We start from the raw sequence: 22,331 nt of genomic DNA, 5'->3' as shown, positions 1-22,331 counted from the left end.
TTAGCCCGGCGAGATGGCAGCGATTTCGCTGAGCCGCGCGCCGACCTGCTCGTTCGAGCCGAAGCCATACCGCGCCCAGCCCAGACTGTCGAGCCTGACAAGCTGCGCCTCAGCGCCGCGGCCAGCAAGGTCAAGAGCTTCGGCTTTGATCATCATCAGCGTCGCCAGAAGCGCCGCGTTTTCGGCGCGCATGACGGGGGAGATGTGGGAGTTGACGATGGCAATCGCCTCGTTCGCGCGGCCGGCAGACAGGGCATAGGCCGCCAGTTGCACGCCCATATGGGCCGCGTGCAGCGCGGTTTCGGGATTGGCGCGGTAGATCGCTTCGGCCTCGCGGAAGGCGGCGAACGCCCCTTTGCTGTCCTGGCGCATGTTCAGGCGACCATAGGCAAACAAGCTGAACGCCAGTCGCGTGTCTCGCCAGCCCATATTGCGCGCGATTGTGACGGCTTGCGCAGACGCCTCACGACGGCGGGTTTTGGACTGTCCGCCGCCCAGCGCGACCTCTATCGCGACCTTCCATGCTTCGGGTGACGCACCGCCCATACGCGGCGCACCAGTGCCGCCTGCCGGGTTCAGTCGCGCCAACACCTGCGGCAGACGGGCAGCGACATCGCCACGGCTCATGCCCGAGGCCAGTTCGGGCGCGTAATACGCCCGCAAGATCAGCATATCAAAGCCGGTTAGAACGGTGTGGAAGTTATCGTCGTTGAAGACGCTGTCATGCAGGCGATACAGATCATTCACCGGCCCCAGCGCCTGTGCGACTTCTTCATGCAGGCAATCGCGCAGCTCTTGTGGGCTGACATCGCCGGGCAGGAACACGGCCATCTTGGTGCGGGTGCGCATCTTTACCCAATCCAGCTGTGCTGTGCCGCGCGCGGCCTTGTAGTCTTGCCAACTGGACACATTGGGCGCCACGAAACAGGCCGCATGGGGCACAAGGCGCTGAAGCTGGCGTTTCGGAATGACCTCAAGCGTAATGGACGCCGTTTCAGACCCGGACACTTGCCGGATGTTGATCCCGGCCTCAATGCGCAGTCGCGCCAACAGGCGGGTCAGGTCGGCCATCATGTAAGTGGGCGCATTGCCAGTGACGCGCAGGGTCACAGGGCCGTCGAACCGGGTCAGAACGGGCAGGGGACGACCGCTTTCCAATTGGAAGGACAGGTCCAGAAAATCCCCGGCAATCACACTGTTGGCCCGCGTGGGGCGGGTGATCTGTGTGCCACTGAAGGCTTTCATCGGGGGCAGGGTGGTCGGCAGACCGACGCGGCGTGCGGTGACCTCGTCGCCCCCAGCGGTCTGTTCGGCGCGCGTGCGTGATCCGTCCGGCACCGCGCAGCTGACAAATGCCAGACAGGTCAGGGCCAAGGCCGCGGTTTTTGTGATCGGTCGCATCGTCAAGCCCTCCCATACCGGATGAAGGGCGTTTTGACGCCAATCCGGTCATAGAGTGCACGTGCGGTATGGTTGAAATCCTGCGTCAGCCAATAGACGGACGGCGTGCCGTTGCGATCAGCGGCATCATACACCGCTTCGATCAAGGCCCGCCCGACACCTTTGCCCCGAACCGACGGGTCCGCGTAAAGGTCTTGCAGGTAGCACACATTCTCAACCTTCCACGCGTGGCGATGGAACAGGTAATGGACCAGCCCGACAGGCTGCCCATCCACGCATGCCAACAGGCCGTGGAACTCGTTCGGGTCCTCTGACAGAAGTCGGGCGAAGGTGGTTTCATAGACCTTCGCGTCCAGTTCGGTCTCATAGTAGCGCAGATAGCCTTCCCACAGGCGATCCCACGCGGCCCTATCAGACGCCGTCAGTGGTCGAACGGTAATGTGAGCATTGTTTCCCATAACAATACACGCACACCTATTTTGTGCCCCCCCAGGCAAGGGGTCGACCTTAGGGTGTGGGGCGGGTTTCACCAAGCAAAACGGTGGTTTTCGCGAAGGATTGGTCGGAAAGCCGATAGGAAAAACAATATGTTGTGTGAACTACCTCACGCAACACTAGGTTGATTTGATCGAAACGTGCTGGCTTGGCGAATCGTTTGCTACAGCCCTATCACGTCATAATCGGGCGAGCCGGACCACGTGATCTCCCATTTTGCACCCGGTCTCACGTTCTGCACGGCAGCGGGGTCGAAGGCGACCAGACAGGTGCCGCCGGGATGGCGAACGGATGGATAGACGAGGCCGCGATGACCCTCGGCCCGCAGCTTGTTGGCCAAGGCTTGGCCACGCGGATACCCGACAGCGGGGTCAGCGTGCAGCGACGGATGGTCGGTCTGGTGGCTCAGGTCCGGGAAATCACCGATGAAGTCAGCCAGAAGCTCGACATAGCAGGCTTTGGTGTCGAAAACGCCGATGTAAGACAGCTCGCGTGTGTAGTGATAGCCGACTTCAGCGACCGAGGTCATGGCGCTCCAACTGCAATACCACGCGCCGCGATGTTCGTCGTTGAACCGGTTGCCGCCTGAGCGCCGATAGGTGAAGGCCGCGTTCACATGGGTCATGCCATAAAGGCGCAGATCAGCCTCGCGCCGCGCCCACGCCAATTCGCGCCGGTCGATCCCCGGATCGCGCCCGCGTTCGGCGGTTTGGCGGGCGGATGTCATCGCCTCTACCTCGGCCAGCAGGGCCATTTCGTCGTCATTATCCACCAACCCACGCAAGGCGGGCGGCTTGTGATAGGTGGCCGGGATCAGCCGGACCAACGCCCGGTCGCTGACGGCCCTTAGGGGCAGGGCGTCGATCACATGCCCCCCCGCAAGGCGTCGACATAGCTGCGCACGCGCAGGAACTGGGGCAATCCATCCTCGATCATCGTGGCAATCGGGCGGGCGCCATCAAACAGCGGGCCGGTGTTGGCAAGGGTGATCCATTGGTCGGCAATCGCCTCGTCGAAATAGAGGTGCAAGGATTTGTAGATCCCCACCAGCGCGGACAGCCGCAGCATCTGGTCGCGGGTCAGATCGCCCTTGAAGCCGGGGTTGCGGGCACGTTTCCACGTTGATGTGGACATGTCAGCCAGCGCCGCAGCCTCGTCCAGTTTCAGCCCCCAAGCCTCGGCAATGCGACCATAGGCCTTGAGCGCCACGGCCGCGTGGTCCGAGGTCGGACGGGCCGGGGGCGGGGTGATTGGTTGTGGGGCGGCGTGCATGGTGCATCTCCTGTCATGTTGAACAGAAGATAGGGTCATATGGTCCAAATGTCAAGATCAGATGGGCTTATTGGCGCCCGCCGCGCCCCTCTCGACGGGCCAAGAAGGCCAGACGCTCAAACAAATGCACGTCCTGTTCGTTTTTCAAAAGCGCGCCGTGCAGGGTCGGCAGCGCTGACGCTCCATCGCGTTTCAGCACTTCAGGGTCGATATCTTCGGCCAGAAGCAGCTTCAGCCAGTCCAAGACCTCCGACGTCGAGGGCTTTTTCTTCAGCCCCGGTTGCTCGCGGATTTCATAAAACTGGGTCAGTGCCTCGGTCAGCAGGCGCGGTTTGATGCCGGGATGGTGCACCTCGACGATCTTGGCCAGCGTATCAGCGTCCGGGAAGCGGATATAATGAAAGAAACAGCGGCGCAGAAAGGCGTCCGGCAGCTCTTTTTCATTGTTAGAGGTGATGATGATGATCGGGCGGTGTTTCGCGCGAATTGTTTCGCCGGTTTCGTAGACGTGAAACTCCATCTTATCAAGCTCTTGCAGCAAGTCGTTCGGAAACTCGATATCGGCCTTGTCGATCTCATCAATCAGCAAAACGACGCGCTCGTCAGCGTCAAACGCCTCCCACAACTTGCCGCGTTTGATGTAGTTTCGCACGTCATGCACACGCTCTTCGCCCAACTGGCTGTCGCGCAACCGGCTGACGGCATCGTATTCATACAAACCCTGCTGCGCCTTGGTGGTCGATTTGATGTTCCATTCGATCATCCGTGCACCAAGCGCGCCCGCAACCTGCATGGCAAGTTCCGTCTTGCCGGTGCCGGGCTCACCCTTGACCAGCAGGGGGCGCTGCAAGGTGACGGCAGCATTCACAGCGACCTTCAGGTCGTCGGTCGCCACATAGCTTTCGGTGCCTTCAAAGCGCTTCGTCATCGTGTCATCCCCTTACGGTCAGGTCTCCTTAATACCGGGCGAGGTAAAGGGACGGGTTGTATTTGGCAAGTCTGGCGTTGCTACTGTCGTGCGCATCGCGCTTGTCCAGATCACCCGGCAGGCATTATTCGACGGGGCACTCCCAAGTGTTTTTGTTGCATATCATATGTTTAGCGTAAGCACAGGAATTCGTTGCCGCATCTGGGTTATTGGCTAGTGACAACACGCGAAAGCGGGTGTAAACGAGCGGCTGAGGAAACTGGGCTCCTAAAAGGCAACATGGTTGCATCGTATTTACAGCCCGGAAAAGTGAGGGAGTTGGTATGAAAGCAGAGACTTTCCTGCCCGACGATTACAGGCCTGCTGAAGACGAACCGTTCATGAACGAGCGTCAGACGGAATATTTCCGTCGCAAACTTCTTGCCTGGAAAGAAGAGCTGCTTGATGAAAGCCGTCACACGCTTGAGGGCTTGCAAGACAACACACGCAATATTCCTGACATCGCGGATCGCGCTTCAGAGGAAACTGATCGGTCGCTGGAATTACGCACGCGGGATCGCTCGCGCAAACTGGTTGGCAAAATTGATCAGGCATTGCGTCGGATTGACGAAGGCGAATATGGCTATTGCTCGGAAACCGGCGAGCCAATTTCGCTGAAACGTTTGGATGCGCGCCCGATTGCTACCATGAGCCTTGAGGCGCAAGAGCGTCACGAGCGGCGTGAAAAAGTCCACCGCGACGACTAACGCCGGGCCGTGCAGAAAACACGGGCGAGAAACTCGTTGATGGGCGCACTTGTCGCGTAGCATGACGTCCTGAAATATGACAAAAGGCGCTGGATATCCGGCGCCTTTTCTTTGCGCCCAGTCTTGGATTGCGCCGGGAAAACCCATTTGTGAAAGACCGCAAAAGGAGCGTACTGCCATGATCGCAGGACAGAAGTTCACCATCCTCGGGGCCGGGATTGGCGGGCTGACGGCTGCGGTGGCACTGGCGCGGCGCGGCGCGAAGGTTACCGTGTTGGAACAAGCCCCCGCGATCACCGAGGTGGGTGCCGGGCTGCAAATCAGCCCCAACGGCGTTCGGGTTCTGGATGCGTTGGGTCTGGGCGACGAGGCGCGTGCGCGCGCCACCCGTGGCAACGGCGTTTGGCTGCGTGACGGGATCTCGGGCCACGAGGTTATTGATTTCAATTTCGACAAGGTCGCACCCGATGCGACTTTCTTGCTGTTTCACCGCGCCGATCTGATTGATCTGCTGGCCGAGGCCGCGCGGGAAGCAGGCGTCGACATCCGCTGCGGCATGACGGTCGAGGCGGTGACCCCCAGCCTGACCACGGCGACAGTCAAAATCGCGGGTGAGGCCGCGCGGGAAATGGGTTTCATCATCGGTGCAGATGGTCTGCATTCCGTGGTGAGTCCGGCGCTGAACGGTGCGCGTGCGCCGTTCTTCACGGGCCAAGTGGCGTGGCGCGCAACGGTTCCTGCAACCGGACGCGAGCCAACTGAGGCCACCGTGTTCATGGGGCCGGGGCGGCACATGGTGACCTATCCTTTGCGACAGGGAAAGATGGTCAATCTGGTCGCGGTTGAGGAACGCGCGACTTGGGCGGACGAGGGCTGGAACCACACTGACAACCCGGACAATCTGCGCCGGGCCTTTGCCGGTTTTTGCGATGATGCGCAGGCGCTTCTGGAACGGGTCGAAACCGTTCATCTGTGGGGCTTGTTCCGCCACCCGGTTGCGCAGAACTGGCATTACGGCCAATCTGTTTTGCTGGGCGATGCGGCCCATCCCACGTTACCCTTTATGGCGCAGGGCGCGGTGATGGCGATGGAAGACGCTTGGGTTCTGGCAAGCTGTCTGGATCGCTACGGCGTGGACGAGGGGCCAGCGCGCTATCAAGCGCTGCGTCATGCGCGTTGCGAACGGATCGTGGAGGCCGCCAACAAAAACGCGCGTAATTATCACTATGCCAACCCGCTTGCGCGACGGTTAGGTCATGGGGCGTTGCGGCTTGCCGGACGCCTGGCCCCGCAGCAGGTCTTCAAACGGTTCAGTTGGATCTATGACGCGGATGTGACGCAGCTTTAGGCGGTATCATTCCTCAAGAAGCGCGTCGACCGCGCTGCCGGGCATGCCGGTGCCCATCATTGTAAAATCACCTCCCCCAAACATCGCCTCGGACGCATCGCGGATCACGCAATGGGTGACACGCGCAAGCGCAGATCCAAGCGAGATGCGCGCCACCCCCGCCTGCGCAAATTCAGCGCGGCTGACCTTTGACAAGGGGCCAGCCGCAAGGGCATTCACGGGAAGATTGGTCGCCGCACAAAGCCGCGCCTGATCGGCCAAACTGCCGGGCATGGGCACATAGACGCAATCCGCGCCCGCAGCCTCATAGCCCGCGATCCGAGCCAAGGCCTCCTCAAGATCATACTGCGCGTTCATCACCCCATCTGCGCGTGCCACCAGCACGAAATCTCCGGGCAGGGCGCGCGCCGAGGCTGTGGCGGCCATGATGCGCTCGATCGCCAATGCGCGGTCATAAGGTGTCGCGGCAGGCAATGCGGTGTCTTCGATCGAAATCCCAGCAAGTCCGGCCTCATACGACAAGCGCACCGTTTCGGCGCAGGTATCTGGATCATCGCCAAAGCCGTTTTCAAAATCACCCGATATTGGAACGCCCACTGCCGCGACCAGATCTTGTGCATGGGCCAGCGCTTCGTCCCGGCTGATATGGCCCATGTCGGGGCGACCCAACGTAAAGGCATGCGCGGCAGATGAGGTGCCAATGGCCTGTGCACCAAGCCCTGCCAGCATCTTCGCGCTGCCAATATCCCAGGCGTTGGCCAGAATGAATGGGTTGCCCTTTTGGTGCAGGGCACGGAATGCCGCGCCTCGGTTCTGGTCGCTCATTTTTATCATCCCCCAGTTCAACTGCGCCAATGGCGCGCAGCGGAAGCTTTCCGCGCCGCATGGGTTTTGTCAAACACGGCGTGCGTGAAGGACCGCCGCACAATTTCCTCCAATTCGCAGAAATGTCCCGCTTGGCCCTTTTCAAAACACCCAGAGCGTGAGATAGGGACGTGCCAAACGAACACTCCCGAGGAGAAAGCCCATGGAGATTCGCGAGGCGCTCACTTTTGATGACGTCCTTCTGGTTCCAGCCGCGAGCCACGTGCTGCCGTCAACGGCAGATACGACCACATTTGTGACGCGATCGATTGCCTTGAACATCCCGTTGCTCAGCTCTGCCATGGACACTGTGACAGAGGCGCGGATGGCCATCGCCATGGCGCAGGCAGGCGGTATGGGCGTCATTCACAAAAATCTTGATGCCGACGAGCAGGCCGATCAGGTGCGCCGCGTGAAGCGGTTTGAAAGCGGGATCGTTTACAACCCGATCACCCTGACGCCGGACCAGACATTGGCCGACGCCAAGGCGCTTCAGGAACAGTATCGGGTGACGGGCTTCCCCGTGGTGGGCGCGCGTGGCCGTGTCGTGGGCATCGTCACCAACCGCGACATGCGGTTTGCTACAGATGACGACACGCCTGTGAAGGTGATGATGACGTCCGACAACCTCGCCATGCTGCAAGAACCCGCCGAGTTGGAAGAGGCAAAAAGCCTGATGAAAGCGCGCCGGATCGAAAAGCTTCTTGTCACCAATGGCGAGGGCAAATTGACCGGACTTCTGACCCTGAAGGACACCGAACAAGCGGTGCTAAACCCCACCGCCTGCAAGGATGATCTTGGCCGTCTGCGAGTCGCCGCCGCCAGTTCTGTTGGCGATAGCGGGTTTGAACGATCGGAAGCCTTGATAGACGCGGGCGTGGACATTGTTGTGGTCGATACCGCGCATGGTCATTCGCAGGGCGTGATTGACGCTGTGAAACGTGTGAAGGCGCTGTCAAATTCGGTGCAGGTGATTGCAGGCAATGTCGCGACGGGCGATGCGACGCGCGCCTTGATTGATGCCGGTGCTGACGCGGTGAAAGTCGGGATCGGGCCGGGTTCGATCTGTACCACCCGGATGGTGGCGGGTGTGGGCGTGCCTCAACTGACCGCCGTCAGTGATTGCGCCGCCGCCGCAGGTGACGTGCCGGTGATTGCCGATGGCGGCATCAAGTTTTCGGGCGACTTTGCCAAGGCCATCGCGGCTGGCGCAAGCTGTGCGATGGTCGGCTCAATGATCGCAGGCACCGACGAAAGCCCCGGCGAGGTGATCTTGTATCAAGGACGGTCGTTCAAGGCCTATCGCGGAATGGGGTCACTGGGCGCCATGGCGCGTGGTTCGGCGGATCGTTATTTCCAGAAAGATGCGGCGTCCGACAAGCTTGTTCCCGAAGGGATCGAAGGTCAGGTGCCCTATCAGGGCAGCGCCGGCGCGGTTATTCACCAACTTGTCGGCGGCTTGCGGGCCGCTATGGGCTATACCGGTTGCGCGACGGTCGCCGAGATGCGCCAGAACTGCACGTTCGTCAAGATCACGGGAGCTGGTCTGAAGGAAAGCCATGTGCATGATGTCCAGATCACGCGCGAAAGCCCAAATTATCGGATTGGTTAGGTAAAACATGTGGTTAGCGGGTGAATCTAATGCCGGAGGAGTCGGGCAGTGACGCCCGGCGCCCGCATCGCCGCAGCGATCGAGATCCTTGACCCCTATCTGTCCGGCACCCCGGCTGAGCAAGTGTTGACAGGTTGGGGACGCAGCCACCGATTTGCCGGGTCCAAAGACCGGGCGGCCATTCGTGACCACGTATTCGACGCGCTAAGGCGGCTTAGATCCTCAGCCGCTCTGGGCGGCGGTGAAAACGGGCGCGCGATCATGATCGGCCTGTTACGTGGGCAGGGCATTGATCCTGACATACTGTTTACCGGAGAAGGCCACGCGCCCGACATTTTAACAGAAGATGAACGTCAACCCAGCGCGGCACCAACCCGCGCACAGCGCCTGGATTGTCCCGATTGGTTGCTGCCGCTTTTCGACGAAAGCCTCGGCGCAAACGCTGACGATGTATTGGCGGCCCTTCGTCACCGCGCCCCCGTTTTTCTGCGGGTCAACACCGCACGCGCGACAGTCGGGGAAGCACAATCCGCCTTGGCGTCCGATGGGATTGCAACCCGCCCGCATTCTTTGGCCGCCACGGCACTAGAGGTCATGGAAAACCCCCGCAAGATCAACGGATCACAAGCCTTTCTTAAAGGGTTTGTGGAGCTTCAGGACGCCGCATCGCAGGCAGTGGTTGAGGCACTGGAGATCACGCCGGGCATGCGGGTTCTTGACTATTGCGCAGGCGGTGGTGGCAAAGCGTTGGCAATGGCCGCGCTGGGGGCAAACGTCGTGGCCCATGATATCGCGCCCGCCCGCATGAAGGACATCCCCGCGCGTGCAGAGCGGGCTGGGTGCCATATCCAAATCGCAACACCTGACACCTTGGCCGAGATGGGGCAGTTCGACTTGGTCTTTGCCGATGCGCCCTGTTCGGGCAGTGGGTCTTGGCGCCGCGCACCGCAAGGCAAGTGGTTGATGACGCCAGAACGACTCGCCGCACTTCTCGCCACACAAAAAGAGGTGCTGTCACAGCTTCCGACCATGGCCACGTCCGCTGGGGAAATCGCCTATGCAACCTGTTCGGTTTTGACCGCCGAAAACCGTGCTCAAGTCGATGATTTCTTACCCGAAAATACCGACTACGCGTGTGACTATGATCACAGTTTTTCACCGTTGGATGGTGGCGATGGATTCTATGTCGCACGATTAAAAAGAATGTAAGACTTGGCAAAAACAATCTAAGGTTGCTAACCTTATCCCCGTTAATCGGCGCTTAACCCAGTGACTGCAATAAAAGGGTGCCGATTCTGTAAAAGGGGATCCCTGTGTCGCAAGCCGAACTGTTGCCGAACCCATTGACCGATATCGCCATACGGATGTCACAACGGATCGGATATCTGCTGGCCTTGGCTGCGCTGTTTGTTGGCTCGGCCTGGTTTGTCGGGTTCCCGGTGCCCGGGCTGGTCCTCTTGCTGATCGGGCTGACCTTCCTGTCACTTGCGTTAACCGTAAGCGTCTTGTCGATGCATCATCGTCGCCAGCAGAAAGCGCTGTTCCACACCGTGCAACGGTTTGTCGGCAAGGATGCGGCGGTCTCGTTTGCGACAGATGCGGATGGGATGATCCGGTATCAGAACGCCGCTGCAGTTGCGGAATTCGGCGATCAAACGGGCGCACCTCTGGCAAGTGCAGTGAAGGATATGTTTGCCGCGCCGGCCTCGGTGCTTTTTCGACTGCAAAACAAGGCCCAGGCCAGGGGCGCGGCGCGTGAAGACGTGGTGTTGCGGCGCGGACATGTGCGCCTGTCAGTGCACGTTGTAGGTGACGGCGGGTATCTCTGGCGGCTGGAAGATTTTGGTGAACGCGGGCAGGGTGGGCGAACTGGCGAACATATCAGCCTGCCGATGATGACAGTGTCGAAGACCGGCACTATCCTGTTCATGAATGAAGCCGCGCGCCGCCTTTTGGGGGGGCGCGAAACAACATTGGATCGCGTCTTCACCGACCTGCCAGTACAAGCCGGTGCCGTGGCGCAAGTGTCCGCAAAGGGTGGCCCTGTTCCCGCCTTTATCTGCGACCTTGAAATCAGCGCAGGGCGGCGTGAAATCTACTTGCTGCCGCCGCCGTCCGGACCCGTCATCACAAGCGAGGAGTGGGCGTTCATCGACCGGCTGCCCGTGCCGCTGATCAAATTGGATACGACGGGCGCGATCACCATGGCCAACCGGCGCGCGCGGTCATTGCTGGGCGATGAAAATGCCATTGGCTCTCTGCTTGCCGATCAGGTCGAAGGTCTGGGTCGTCCGGTTTCGGAATGGTTGCGTGAAGCTCATGTCGGTCGCCATCTGGGTCGGGCAGAAGTTGTGCGCGCCGTAAAACCCGAAGAAGATGTGTTCTTGCAAATTTCACTGGGGCAGGTCGCGGATGAGACCGGGCAGGCGCTGGTCGCTGTTCTGCAAGACGCGACCGAGCTTAAGACACTTGAGGCACAGTTCGTTCAAAGCCAAAAAATGGAAGCGATTGGTCAACTCGCAGGCGGCGTGGCCCATGATTTCAATAATTTGCTGACCGCTATTTCGGGCCATTGCGACCTGCTGTTGCTTGGTCGCGATGAAAAAGATCCAGAATACTCTGATTTGTCCCAGATTCATCAGAACTCGAATCGGGCGGCGGCGCTCGTGCGCCAGCTACTGGCGTTTTCGCGCAAACAGACACTGTGCCCTGAAAAGCTGGTATTGACGGAATCGCTATCCGACTTAACCCACCTTCTTAATCGATTGGTCGGAGAGACTGTGTCACTGGATCTGGATCACGATCGCGATCTGAAACCCATCCGCGCGGATCGCCGTCAGTTGGATCAGGTTATCATGAATCTGGTCGTCAATGCACGTGATGCCATGGAACAGGGCGGCCAGATCCGGGTAGAAACCCGAAATGTCAGCATCGAACAGGCCTTGCATCGCGACCGCGCGACGGTGCCTGCGGGGGACTATGTCACGATCAGGGTGATTGACCAGGGTACCGGGATCGCGTCAGAAAAGATCACCAAAATCTTTGAGCCGTTCTTTACAACCAAAGGCGCGGGGAAAGGCACAGGGCTTGGGTTGTCCATGGCTTACGGTATCGTGAAGCAGATGGGCGGCTTCATCTTTGTGGATTCCATTCCCGGCACCGGTTCGACTTTCTCCCTGTATTTCCCGGCCTGTCAGGGCGCTGACCCTGATGTAGCTGATATAGCTGAGATCAGCGATTTGGCCGGGATTTCATCTGCCTCGCCGCGGCACAACGGGGATATGATGACCAATTTGACAGATGGCACCGAGAAGCACACGTTGCCCGCTGATGCTCTGCCAGATGACCAAATGGCGGCTCATATTCAATCGACTTTGGACGCTTTGGGCACGGATGACCAACTGATGTTGGATGGTGCGACCGTGACGGTAAGAGGCCCATCCGCACCAACGCCAGACATCGCTAACGCGGGGCCGCCGGGCGCGAAAGATGGTGCAACGCTACATACAACGCCATCTGATCCGGTGCCAATACCAACCCACGACTTAGACGGTAACGATGACGGAATTGTCTTGCTGGTCGAGGACGAAGCCCCCGTTCGTGCCTTTGCGTCGCGTGCCTTGCGTATGCGCGGCTATACTGTGTTGGAGGCTGAAAACGCGGAAGAGGCCTTGAAAACCCTGGAAGATACGTCGCTGTCTGTCGATGTTTTTGTAACAGACGTGATCATGCCTGGCATGGACGGCCCCACTTGGGTCGCCAAAGCGTTGGAGGATCGGCCGGGCGTCAAGGTTGTCTTCGTTTCGGGCTATGCAGAGGATTCGGTCTCTGAACATCAAGCCCGCATCCCGAATTCGGTATTCTTGCCCAAGCCGTTTTCGTTGACAGATCTTACCGCGACGGTGCAGCGGCAGTTTCATTGACCACGGGCTTCTGGGTCGGGATTTCCCCATAATTTCCGGTTATTAATTACCGTTAACCCTTCAGTTACCATTCTGCCGCAATATCAATATTGAAAACATGACTTGAAATGTTCTTATTTTGTGCTCATAACGAAAAAGAGAACAAGAGCAGAACATGACCATGATTGCTGCCCGCTCGCGGGTGTGAAATAAGGGATGATAAGAAATGGCAACGGCGGATATCTTCGACATGAAACGTGACGGTGACAAACAAAAGGCGCTCGACAGCGCATTGGCGCAGATCGAACGGCAGTTTGGCAAAGGGTCGATCATGAAACTGGGTGGCGATAACCCCGTAGCTGAGATTGAATCGACGTCGACCGGGTCGCTTGGTCTGGATATCGCGCTGGGAATTGGCGGCCTGCCCAAAGGTCGTATCATTGAGGTCTATGGCCCGGAAAGTTCAGGCAAAACCACCTTGACGCTTCACTGCGTTGCCGAAGAACAGAAAAAGGGTGGTGTTTGCGCGTTCGTGGATGCTGAGCATGCGCTTGACCCCCTCTACGCGCGGAAATTGGGCGTTGATCTGGAAGAACTGCTGATCAGCCAGCCTGACACCGGCGAACAGGCGTTGGAAATCGTGGACACCTTGGTGCGGTCGGGGGCTGTGAACATGGTTGTCGTCGACTCGGTCGCTGCACTGACCCCGCGATCAGAGCTGGAAGGCGAAATGGGCGACAGCAGCGTCGGCGTGCAGGCTCGTTTGATGAGCCAGGCGATGCGCAAGCTGACCGGCTCGATCTCTCGTTCGAATTGCATGGTGATCTTCATCAACCAGATCCGAATGAAAATCGGCGTTATGTTCGGTAGCCCTGAAACCACATCGGGCGGAAACGCTTTGAAGTTCTACAGCTCGGTGCGCCTGGATATCCGCCGCATCGGCGCGATCAAGGACCGCGACGAGGTGGTGGGCAACGCCACCCGCGTGAAGGTCGTGAAGAACAAGGTCGCCCCGCCGTTCAAACAGGTCGAGTTCGACATCATGTATGGTGAAGGCATTTCCAAAATGGGCGAGCTGTTGGACCTTGGTGTCAAGGCCGGCGTGGTCGAAAAGTCGGGCTCTTGGTTCAGCTATGGGGACGAACGGATCGGGCAGGGGCGTGAAAACGCAAAGACATATCTGCGCGAAAACAGCCGCACGGCATTAGAAATCGAAGATAAGATTCGTGCCGCCCATGGGTTGGATTTTGACATGCCTCAGGGCAAGCCAGCGGGCGAAAAAGATGCCGATGATGACGGGCTGCTGGAAGCCTGACCCAAACAACAGACGTATAGAAGGCCGGGCATTGTCCGGCCTTTTCTTTTTGCGCCGCCAGCCTGTGGACAGGGGGGGCTGGCAAAGGTAAACGGATGTGAACGCCCTTTCAGAGACTATATATCATGGCCAGCCTTAACGATATCCGCTCGACCTTCCTGAAGTATTTCGAAGATAGCGGGCACGAAGTGGTCGACAGCTCGCCGCTGGTGCCGCGCAATGACCCGACGCTTATGTTCGTCAATTCGGGCATGGTGCAGTTTAAGAACCTGTTTACAGGTATCGAGACACGCGACTATACCCGCGCGACGACGGCGCAAAAATGTGTGCGGGCGGGCGGCAAGCACAACGATCTTGACAATGTCGGCTATACAGCACGCCACCACACCTTCTTCGAAATGCTCGGAAACTTCAGTTTCGGCGATTATTTCAAAGATGAAGCAATCCCCTTTGCGTGGAACCTGATCACCAAGGAATTTGGGGTTGATCCCAAGCGCCTTCTCACTACCATCTATCACACCGATGACGAGGCATTCGAGATCTGGAAAAAGGTCGGTGTGCCCGAAGATCGGATCATCCGGATCGATACGGCGGACAATTTCTGGCAGATGGGACCGACCGGCCCCTGCGGTCCGTGCACCGAGATTTTCTATGACCACGGCGATCATATCTGGGGCGGCCCTCCGGGCAGCGCTGAGGAAGATGGCGACCGTTTCATCGAGATCTGGAACATCGTTTTCATGCAGAACGAGCAGTTCGAAGACGGCTCGATGAAGGCGCTGGACATGCAGTCGATCGACACCGGGATGGGGTTGGAGCGGATTGGTGCGTTGTTGCAAGGTAGCCATGACAACTATGATACCGACCTGTTCAAAGCGCTGATCGAAGCCTCGGCACATGCGACCAATGTCGACCCCTATGGCGACCAAAACGTGCATCACCGGGTGATTGCGGATCATTTGCGCTCGACCTCGTTCCTGATGGCGGATGGGGTGATGCCGTCGAACGAAGGGCGGGGCTATGTGCTACGTCGGATTATGCGCCGTGCAATGCGCCACGCCCACCTTCTTGGGGCGCAAGACCCTGTCATGCATCGTCTTGTGCCCGAACTGGTGGCGCAGATGGGGCAGGCTTACCCCGAGTTGGGGCGTGCCCAGTCGATGATCGAAGAAACACTATTGAACGAAGAAACCCGGTTCAAGAAAACACTCGATCGAGGCTTGAGGCTGTTGGACGACGAAGTGTCGAGCCTTCCCGACGGGGCGGACCTGCCGGGTGAGGCAGCGTTCAAACTTTATGACACCTACGGGTTCCCGCTGGACCTGACGCAGGACGCGTTGCGCGAAAAAGGGCTTGGCGTGGACCAGCCCGGATTTGACTCGGCGATGGAAGAACAAAAGTCGCGGGCCCGTGCCGCGTGGTCGGGATCGGGTGAGGCGGCGGATGCCACCATCTGGTTTGATCTGGCAGAACAGCACGGCGTGACGGAGTTCTTGGGCTATGACGCCGAACATGCCGAAGGTCAGGTGCTGGCAATTGTCTCAGACGGTGCGGTTGTGGACAGTGCCAAGTCGGGCGACGAGGTTCAAATCGTGGTCAACCAGACGCCGTTTTATGCCGAGGCGGGCGGTCAAGTGGGCGATACCGGCCTGATCCGCACCGACACCGGGTCGGCCCGTATCGCCGATACGAAAAAGGTGGCGGATGTGTTCATTCACTTCGCCAAGGTTGATGAGGGCGAGATTGCCAAAGGGCAGGGCGCTGAATTGGCGGTGGATCACCTGCGCCGCACGGCAATCCGCGCCAACCATTCGGCCACGCACTTGCTGCACGAAGCGTTGCGCAACGAATTGGGCGATCACGTCGCGCAGCGCGGGTCGTTGAACGCGCCCGACAGGCTGCGGTTTGATTTTAGCCATAACAACGCGGTGTCGGCGCAGGAATTGGGCAATATTTCGCGTGAGGTGAACACCTATATCCGCCAGAACACGCCGGTTGAAACCCGGATCATGACGCCGGATGATGCGCGCGAGATCGGGGCGCAGGCGCTGTTTGGCGAGAAATACGGCGACGAGGTCCGCGTGGTGTCGATGGGACATTCACCGACCGGTAAAGGCACCGACGGCCAGACCTATTCGATCGAGCTGTGCGGCGGCACCCATGTGAAGCAGACCGGCGACATTGGCGTTTGCGTGATCCTGTCTGAAGGGGCCAGCGCGGCGGGCATTCGCCGGATCGAGGCGCTGACGGGCAAGGCTGCTGTCGCCTATATCGAAGATGAAGCCGCGCGTGCCTCGGAATTGCAAGGCATGCTGAAAGCCAAACCGGACGAGGTTGTTGACCGCGTCAAGGCCATGCTGGACGAACGCAAGGCGCTGAACAACGAGATTTCGGCGTTGAAACGCGAATTGGCAAAGGCCGCGGGGGCCGGGGCGGAAGCCAAGGACATCAATGGCGTGAAGTTCCTTGCCATGACCATCTCGGGTGTTGCAGGCAAAGACCTGCAAACGCTGGTGAATGAGCAGAAGGATGCGCTTGGCTCTGGCGCGGTTCTGATCATCTCGGAGAACGACGGAAAAGTCGCTGTTGCTGCTGGTGTGACGACCGATATGACCGACCGTGTGTCGGCTCTTGACCTGGTTAAGGCCGCTGTCCCCGAACTCGGTGGTAAGGGTGGCGGAGGTCGCCCGGAACTGGCGCAGGGCGGAGGTCAGGACATCACCAAAGCTGACGCCGCCGTGGCCGCGGCCGAGGCCGTCATCGCCGGTTGACCAACGCCCATTGCAAATTTTGAACGGCCGCGTATCGTCACCTGACATACGCGGCCTTTTTCATGCAGGAGACACAATATGCCCGCCCTTTGGATTGCTCATGTGACCGTCACAGATGAAGAGGCTTACGGCAAATATGCTAAGCTCGCCGGCCCTGCCATTGCCAAACATGGCGGACATTTCATCGCCCGCGGCGGACGCTATGTTCAGCTGGAAGGCAAGGACCGTCCGCGCAACGTCGTGGCGAAGTTCCCAAGCGTTGAGGCCGCTGAGACATGCTATCACTCGCCCGAGTATCAAGAGGCGTTAAGCCATGCGCGCAATGCATCCGAGCGGGATTTGCTGGTGGTTGAGACCGATGAATAAACCGCTGATATAAAATGAAGAAAGCCCCGGCGTTAATCCGGGGCTTTCGTGTTTTAGATGGATCGCCTTACTGATCCGATGACCGTGCTTGCCGCTTGCGTTCATGCGGATCGAGGAAGCGTTTACGCAGGCGGATGTTGTTCGGCGTGACCTCGACCAATTCGTCATTGTCGATATAGGCGATCGCCTCTTCCAGCGACATGGTGATCGGCGTGGTCAGGCGCACGGCCTCGTCCGTGCCCGATGCGCGCACGTTGGTTAGCTTCTTGCCCTTCAGCGGGTTCACCTCAAGATCGTTCTCGCGGCTGTGTTCGCCGATGATCATGCCTTGATAGATCTCTTCCTGCGCACCGATGAACATGCGACCGCGATCTTCGAGGTTCCACAGCGCATAGGCGACCGAGGTGCCGTTTTCCATCGAGATCAGAACGCCCGCGCGACGACCGGGAATATTGCCCTTGTGGGGGGCCCAGCCGTGGAACACGCGGTTCAGAACGCCGGTGCCGCGGGTGTCTGTCAGAAACTCGCCGTGATAACCGATCAGGCCGCGCGACGGCACATGGGCGATGATCCTGGTTTTGCCAGCGCCTGCGGGCTTCATCTCGGTCATTTCGCCTTTGCGCGTGCCGGTGATTTTTTCAATCACGGCGCCGGAATATTCGTCATCCACGTCGATGGTAACTTCTTCGATCGGCTCGACCGTCTCACCATCGACTTCGCGCATGATCACCTGCGGGCGCGAGATTGACAGCTCGAACCCTTCGCGGCGCATGTTTTCAATCAGAACGCCCATCTGCAATTCGCCACGGCCCGACACTTCGAAGGCTTCACCGCCGGGGGTGTCCGCGATCTTGATGGCGACGTTGCTTTCAGCCTCTTTCATCAGGCGTTCGCGGATGACACGCGACTGCACCTTCTTGCCGTCACGGCCGGCGAGCGGGCTGTCATTGATGCCGAAGGTCACGGTGATGGTGGGCGGGTCAATCGGCTGCGCGGGCAGCGGCGTGTCAACTGCCAGCGCGCAAATCGTGTCGGCCACTGTGGCTTTTGACATGCCCGCAAGCGACACGATGTCGCCTGCGATGGCTTCGTCGATATCCTGCTGTCCAAGGCCGCGGAAGGCCTGAATGCGGGTGACGCGGAACTGCTCGATCTTTTGGCCGATGCGCGACAGGGCTTGCACGGTTGCACCCACTTTAAGGCGTCCGGTTTCGACCCGCCCGGTCAGCAGACGGCCCACAAATGGGTCCGCGCCCAGCGTGGTGGCCAGCATCGAGAAATCCTCGTTCTGATGGGCCAATTGGCGCGGGGCGGGGACGTGGTTCACGATCAGATTAAAGAGCGCATGCAGATCCTTGCGCGGCCCGTCCAGTTCCGCATCCGCCCAGCCGTTGCGGCCCGAAGCATACATGTGCGGGAAATCCAGCTGGTCGTCATCGGCGCCAAGGTTGGCGAACAGGTCGAAACACTCGTCCAGCGCGCGGTCGGGTTCGGCGTCGGGCTTGTCGACCTTGTTCAGCACCACGATGGGGCGCAGCCCCAAAGCCAGCGCTTTCGAGGTCACGAATTTCGTCTGCGGCATCGGGCCTTCGGCGGCGTCCACCAGCAACACAACACCATCGACCATCGACAGGATCCGCTCAACCTCGCCCCCGAAATCGGCGTGGCCGGGTGTGTCGACGATGTTGATCCGCGTGCCTTTATACTCGACTGACGTGGGCTTGGCGAAAATGGTGATCCCGCGTTCACGCTCCAGATCGTTCGAGTCCATGGCGCGTTCGGCCACGGCCTGGTTTTCCCGGAACGCGCCGGATTGTTTCAAAAGCTCGTCAACCAGAGTTGTCTTGCCGTGGTCAACGTGTGCGATGATCGCGATATTGCGCAGGTCCATAGGGCCACCTTGTGGGGGAAACGTGTAAATATGTTAGAAGTTAGGGGCGCGCATAGCCCGGTTGGGATGCGAAAGCCACCCTAAAAACCAATCTTGTTAAATTTCGCGCCGCTTCAGCCTGGGGATCAATGCTGGGCGGATTGTGAAAACAGATGGATGATCAGAATCCCGCCAAGGATCATAGCCAGGCCGATCAGCGCAGGCAGATCGAGCCGTTGCCCAAACAGCGCATACCCAATGCAGGCGATCAGCACGATGCCCAGCCCGGACCAGATGGCGTAGGCGACGCCTACGGCCATGTATTTCAGCGCCCAGCCCAGAAGCACGAAGCTGATCCCATAGGCAACGACCACCGTCACGGATGGCCACAGCCGACTGAACTGCTGGCTGGCCTGCAAGGCGGTCGTGCCAATGGTTTCGGCAACCACGGCGAAAAACAGGATCAGGTATGGCATGGCGACCTCGTGGTCCAGGGATTACTGGGACTGATCCCAGTCCGGTTTGCGTTTCTCTATAAAGGCGCTGATGCCTTCTTCGGTGTCGCGCAGCATCATGTTCTCGACCATGGCGGCACCGGCGAAGGCATAGGCAGCCTCAAGCGACATATCGGCCTGATCGTAAAAGCTCGCCTTGCCGATCTTGACCGCCGCCCCGAGCTTCGAGGCCACGGTCTGCGCCAGTTCGTCGGTTGCCGCGCGCAACTGACCATGCGGGACGACACGGTTGACCAGCCCGACTTCACGCGCGCGGGTGGCGTCGATGAACTCGCCGGTGGTCAGCATTTCAAACGCGACCTTGCGCGGCACGTTTCGGGTCAGCGCCACCATCGGCGTCGAGCAAAACAGCCCGATATTGACGCCATTCACCCCAAACCGCGTGCCTTCGGCGGCGACGGCCATGTCACAGGTCGCCAGAAGCTGGCAGCCTGCGGCGGTGGCGATCCCGTGGGCCTCGGCGATCACCGGTTGAGGCAGGCGGGGGATCATGCACATGACCTCGGCGCAGCGATCGAACAGGTCTTTGAAATAGTCCGCCCCACCATCCTCGGCGTGCCGCCCGGCGGTCATTTCTTTCAGGTCGTGACCGGCGCAGAAAACCTTGCCCGCGCCCGCAATCACGACAGCGCGGATCGAGCTGTCTTGCGCAAGCGCCTCGAACTCGGCCTTCAGGGCCGCAAGCATCGCATCCGACAGCGCATTCAGCGCGCCGGGGTTGTTCAGGGTCAATCGCGCAACTGACGCTGCGTCCTCTCGGATCAGTATTGGGTCTGCCATCTTGTCCTCGCGTGGTGTTCTGGCACACGATAGGCGGGAAAATCACGGGGGGAAACCATGCAGTTGAAAATGACGCGCGACGAGCTTCAATCCTTCATGGAGGCCGAGTTTCCGCAAGTTGCGCCTGATTTTGAGATCGCAGACGTGGCCCCTTTGCAGGTCACCGTGCGCACACGGATTGGCGACAAACATCTGCGCCCCGGCGGCACGGTATCAGGTCCGACCATGTTCGCGCTGGCAGATGTTTCGATCTATCTGGCGATCCTTGCGATGATCGGGCCGAAGGCGCTGGCAGTGACCACCAATTGCTCGATCGACTTCATGCGCAAGCCCGCCGCCAATACCGATCTGGTGGCCCATGCGCGGCTGCACAAATTGGGCCGCGTTCTGGCCGTTGGCGACGTGCTGATCCATTCCGAAGGCAATGACAGCCCGGTTGCCCGCGCCAGTTTGACCTACTCAATTCCACCTGAACGGGCTTGACCGTCGCAAAGGATTGGCGCACCAAAAGCTGCAACCATGACACGAGGTTCCGATGTCCGAGCAACTGACCGATACCCCCGACCCGATCACGCCACCGGTTGAGCTTAGTCGCCTTGCCCATTTTCCGGTGACCTTCTTTGCCATCGTGATGGGCCTCATGGGGCTGACGCTGGCGCTGCACGCGGGCGCGCCCGCTTATCCTTGGCTATTGCACGCATCATCGCTTGCACTGTTGATTGGGGCGGCCGTCTTGTTGGTGATTGCGGGCTTCTATATCGCCAAAGCAATGCGCTATCCCGCGATGGTGGCCGAGGAATGGCACCATCCGGTAAAGATCGCGTTTTTTCCGACCATCACTGTCTCGCTGCTTTTGCTGGCAACCGCAATCTATACCTACAGCCCGCTGCTGGCGGAATGGATTTGGCTGGCCGGAGTCGCGGGGCAGGGTGTTTTGACCATCGCTGTGGTCACCGGTTGGATCAGTCACCGCAGCTTTCAGGTCGGCCACCTCACGCCCGCATGGTTCATCCCCGCTGTGGGCAATGTGATTGTGCCGGTTCTGGGCGCACGTCTTGGTTATATCGAAACGTCTTGGCTGTTTTTCTCAGGCGGGATGATTTTTTGGATCGTGCTGTTGACGCTTGTTATGAACCGGTTGATTTTTCATGACCCGATTGTCGCGCGTCTGTTTCCCACCATGGTGATCCTGATCGCGCCGCCCTCGGTCGCGTTTCTGGCCTATGTAAGCATGACCGGAGAGGTTGACGGCTTCGCGCGCATCCTTCTGTACGCTGGCTATATCTTTGCAGCCTTGGTGGTGGCGCAGTTGCCGCGACTGGCAAAGCTGCCCTTCGCGCTGAGTTGGTGGGCGCTTAGCTTCCCATTGGCGTCTTTGTCGATCGCGTCGTTCCGGTTTTCCCAGTTGGACGGGTCGCGGGTGCATCAAACCATCGGTGTGATTGTGTTGGCGGTTCTGGTCGTGGTTGTCGTGGGGCTGGTCTATCGCACCGGCAAAGCCATCATGCGGGGCGAGATTTGCTTGCCGGAATAGGGTGCTATTGGATTGAAGGCATGGGGTATAATAATACCTTATTTGTAACCCGTTGTTTTAACGCACAGATAATGCGTAAACTTCGCTTGACCGCGCGCCCAAAACCACTAGAAACAGCCCATCCGAAACCCAGTTAGGGCTGAATCAATGAAAACCTTCTCTGCAACGCCTGCAGATATCGACAAAAAGTGGATCCTGATCGACGCCGAAGGCGTTGTTCTGGGCCGTCTGGCGTCGATTATCGCAACGCGTCTTCGTGGCAAGCACAAAGCCACTTTCACACCGCATATGGACATGGGTGACAATGTCATCGTGATCAACGCGGACAAAGTTCAAATGACCGGCAAGAAGCGCACCGACAAAGTGCACTACTGGCACACCGGTTATCCGGGCGGCATCAAGTCGCGCACCGCCGGTCAGATCCTTGAGGGTAAACACCCCGAGCGTCTGCTGACCAAAGCCGTGCAGCGCATGCTGCCGGGCGGTCCGCTGAGCCGTCAGCAGATGACCAATCTGCGCGTCTATGCTGGCACCGAGCACCCCCACGAGGCGCAAAGCCCCGAAGTGCTGGATGTCAAATCCATGAACTCCAAAAACACGCGTGAGGGCTGA

General features: G+C 59.2%; 20 protein-coding genes. 11 read left to right on the top strand and 9 right to left on the bottom strand.

What is annotated here, in order from left to right; genetic code table 11:
- The 5 genes from MUY35_RS00675 to MUY35_RS00655 all read right to left on the bottom strand — a co-directional run bounded on the left by MUY35_RS00675 (position 1) and on the right by MUY35_RS00655 (position 4,096).
- Complete coding sequence (locus tag MUY35_RS00675) at positions 1-1,401, bottom strand: DUF2927 domain-containing protein (RefSeq protein WP_248363029.1); 1,401 nt, start codon at positions 1,399-1,401, stop codon at positions 1-3.
- Positions 1,402-1,403: 2 nt separating this feature from the next.
- Complete coding sequence (locus MUY35_RS00670; RefSeq protein WP_248363027.1) at positions 1,404-1,859, bottom strand: GNAT family N-acetyltransferase; 456 nt, start codon at positions 1,857-1,859, stop codon at positions 1,404-1,406.
- A gap of 200 nt (positions 1,860-2,059) precedes the next feature.
- Positions 2,060-2,764: an RES family NAD+ phosphorylase gene (locus MUY35_RS00665; protein ID WP_248363025.1), complete on the bottom strand. Its 705-nt coding sequence runs from the start codon at positions 2,762-2,764 to the stop codon at positions 2,060-2,062.
- Positions 2,761-3,168, bottom strand: a complete 408-nt coding sequence (locus MUY35_RS00660; protein WP_248363023.1) for an antitoxin Xre-like helix-turn-helix domain-containing protein — start codon at positions 3,166-3,168, stop codon at positions 2,761-2,763. Before MUY35_RS00660 ends, MUY35_RS00665 begins: the two co-directional genes overlap by 4 nt.
- 67 nt (positions 3,169-3,235) lie before the next feature.
- Positions 3,236-4,096, bottom strand: coding sequence for a MoxR family ATPase (locus MUY35_RS00655; RefSeq protein ID WP_248363021.1), 861 nt, complete (start codon positions 4,094-4,096; stop codon positions 3,236-3,238).
- Positions 4,097-4,419: 323 nt separating this feature from the next.
- Between MUY35_RS00655 and dksA the strand changes: the two genes are divergently transcribed.
- Together dksA and MUY35_RS00645 are read left to right on the top strand one after the other, a co-directional pair.
- Complete coding sequence (dksA, locus tag MUY35_RS00650; protein ID WP_248363020.1) at positions 4,420-4,842, top strand: RNA polymerase-binding protein DksA; 423 nt, start codon at positions 4,420-4,422, stop codon at positions 4,840-4,842.
- 178 nt (positions 4,843-5,020) lie between these two features.
- Positions 5,021-6,190, top strand: a complete 1,170-nt coding sequence (locus MUY35_RS00645) for an FAD-dependent monooxygenase (protein ID WP_248363018.1) — start codon at positions 5,021-5,023, stop codon at positions 6,188-6,190.
- 6 nt (positions 6,191-6,196) lie between these two features.
- On the opposite strand, the gene MUY35_RS00640 is transcribed toward MUY35_RS00645, so the two are convergent.
- Positions 6,197-7,015 (bottom strand): isocitrate lyase/phosphoenolpyruvate mutase family protein, encoded by an 819-nt coding sequence (locus MUY35_RS00640; protein WP_248363015.1) that lies wholly within the window; start codon positions 7,013-7,015, stop codon positions 6,197-6,199.
- A 202-nt stretch (positions 7,016-7,217) separates the two neighbouring features.
- Here MUY35_RS00640 and guaB point away from each other — a divergent pair, with 202 nt between their 5' ends.
- The 6 genes from guaB (at position 7,218) to MUY35_RS00610 (ending at position 17,020) form a co-directional block, all read left to right on the top strand.
- A complete protein-coding gene (guaB, locus tag MUY35_RS00635) occupies positions 7,218-8,666 on the top strand; it encodes an IMP dehydrogenase (RefSeq protein ID WP_248363013.1) in 1,449 nt (482 codons plus the stop codon).
- Positions 8,667-8,714: 48 nt separating this feature from the next.
- A complete protein-coding gene (locus tag MUY35_RS00630; protein ID WP_248363011.1) occupies positions 8,715-9,875 on the top strand; it encodes an RsmB/NOP family class I SAM-dependent RNA methyltransferase in 1,161 nt (386 codons plus the stop codon).
- Between the two features lie 104 nt (positions 9,876-9,979).
- Positions 9,980-12,589, top strand: a complete 2,610-nt coding sequence (locus MUY35_RS00625) for an ATP-binding protein (RefSeq protein ID WP_248363009.1) — start codon at positions 9,980-9,982, stop codon at positions 12,587-12,589.
- Positions 12,590-12,794: 205 nt separating this feature from the next.
- Entirely contained in the window at positions 12,795-13,883 is a 1,089-nt protein-coding gene (gene recA, locus MUY35_RS00620; RefSeq protein ID WP_282569146.1) for a recombinase RecA, read from the top strand.
- 125 nt (positions 13,884-14,008) lie between these two features.
- Positions 14,009-16,654: an alanine--tRNA ligase gene (alaS, locus tag MUY35_RS00615; protein ID WP_248363008.1), complete on the top strand. Its 2,646-nt coding sequence runs from the start codon at positions 14,009-14,011 to the stop codon at positions 16,652-16,654.
- Positions 16,655-16,732: 78 nt separating this feature from the next.
- Positions 16,733-17,020 carry a DUF1330 domain-containing protein gene (locus tag MUY35_RS00610; protein WP_248363006.1) on the top strand — a complete coding sequence of 96 codons (288 nt, stop codon included), beginning with the start codon at positions 16,733-16,735 and terminating at the stop codon, positions 17,018-17,020.
- 67 nt (positions 17,021-17,087) lie between these two features.
- Here MUY35_RS00610 and typA read toward each other — a convergent pair whose 3' ends face one another.
- The 3 genes from typA to MUY35_RS00595 all read right to left on the bottom strand — a co-directional run bounded on the left by typA (position 17,088) and on the right by MUY35_RS00595 (position 20,185).
- Positions 17,088-18,911, bottom strand: coding sequence for a translational GTPase TypA (typA, locus tag MUY35_RS00605; protein ID WP_248363005.1), 1,824 nt, complete (start codon positions 18,909-18,911; stop codon positions 17,088-17,090).
- A gap of 125 nt (positions 18,912-19,036) precedes the next feature.
- Entirely contained in the window at positions 19,037-19,366 is a 330-nt protein-coding gene (locus MUY35_RS00600; protein ID WP_248363004.1) for an SMR family transporter, read from the bottom strand.
- A gap of 21 nt (positions 19,367-19,387) precedes the next feature.
- Positions 19,388-20,185: an enoyl-CoA hydratase gene (locus MUY35_RS00595; RefSeq protein WP_248363003.1), complete on the bottom strand. Its 798-nt coding sequence runs from the start codon at positions 20,183-20,185 to the stop codon at positions 19,388-19,390.
- A 57-nt stretch (positions 20,186-20,242) separates the two neighbouring features.
- On the opposite strand from MUY35_RS00595, the gene MUY35_RS00590 reads away from it, so the two are divergent.
- The 3 genes from MUY35_RS00590 (at position 20,243) to rplM (ending at position 22,331) form a co-directional block, all read left to right on the top strand.
- Entirely contained in the window at positions 20,243-20,668 is a 426-nt protein-coding gene (locus MUY35_RS00590; protein ID WP_248363002.1) for a PaaI family thioesterase, read from the top strand.
- A gap of 52 nt (positions 20,669-20,720) precedes the next feature.
- Entirely contained in the window at positions 20,721-21,719 is a 999-nt protein-coding gene (locus tag MUY35_RS00585; RefSeq protein WP_248363001.1) for an SLAC1 anion channel family protein, read from the top strand.
- 147 nt (positions 21,720-21,866) lie between these two features.
- On the top strand, positions 21,867-22,331 hold the full coding sequence (gene rplM / locus MUY35_RS00580) for a 50S ribosomal protein L13 (RefSeq protein WP_248363000.1): 465 nt from the start codon (positions 21,867-21,869) through the stop codon (positions 22,329-22,331).

It is taken from the genome of Aliiroseovarius sp. S1339 (assembly GCF_023195695.1).
GTDB lineage: Bacteria > Pseudomonadota > Alphaproteobacteria > Rhodobacterales > Rhodobacteraceae > Aliiroseovarius.
Note: the sequence above shows the minus strand (reverse complement) of the source record. Positions and strands in the feature narration are given on the sequence as shown.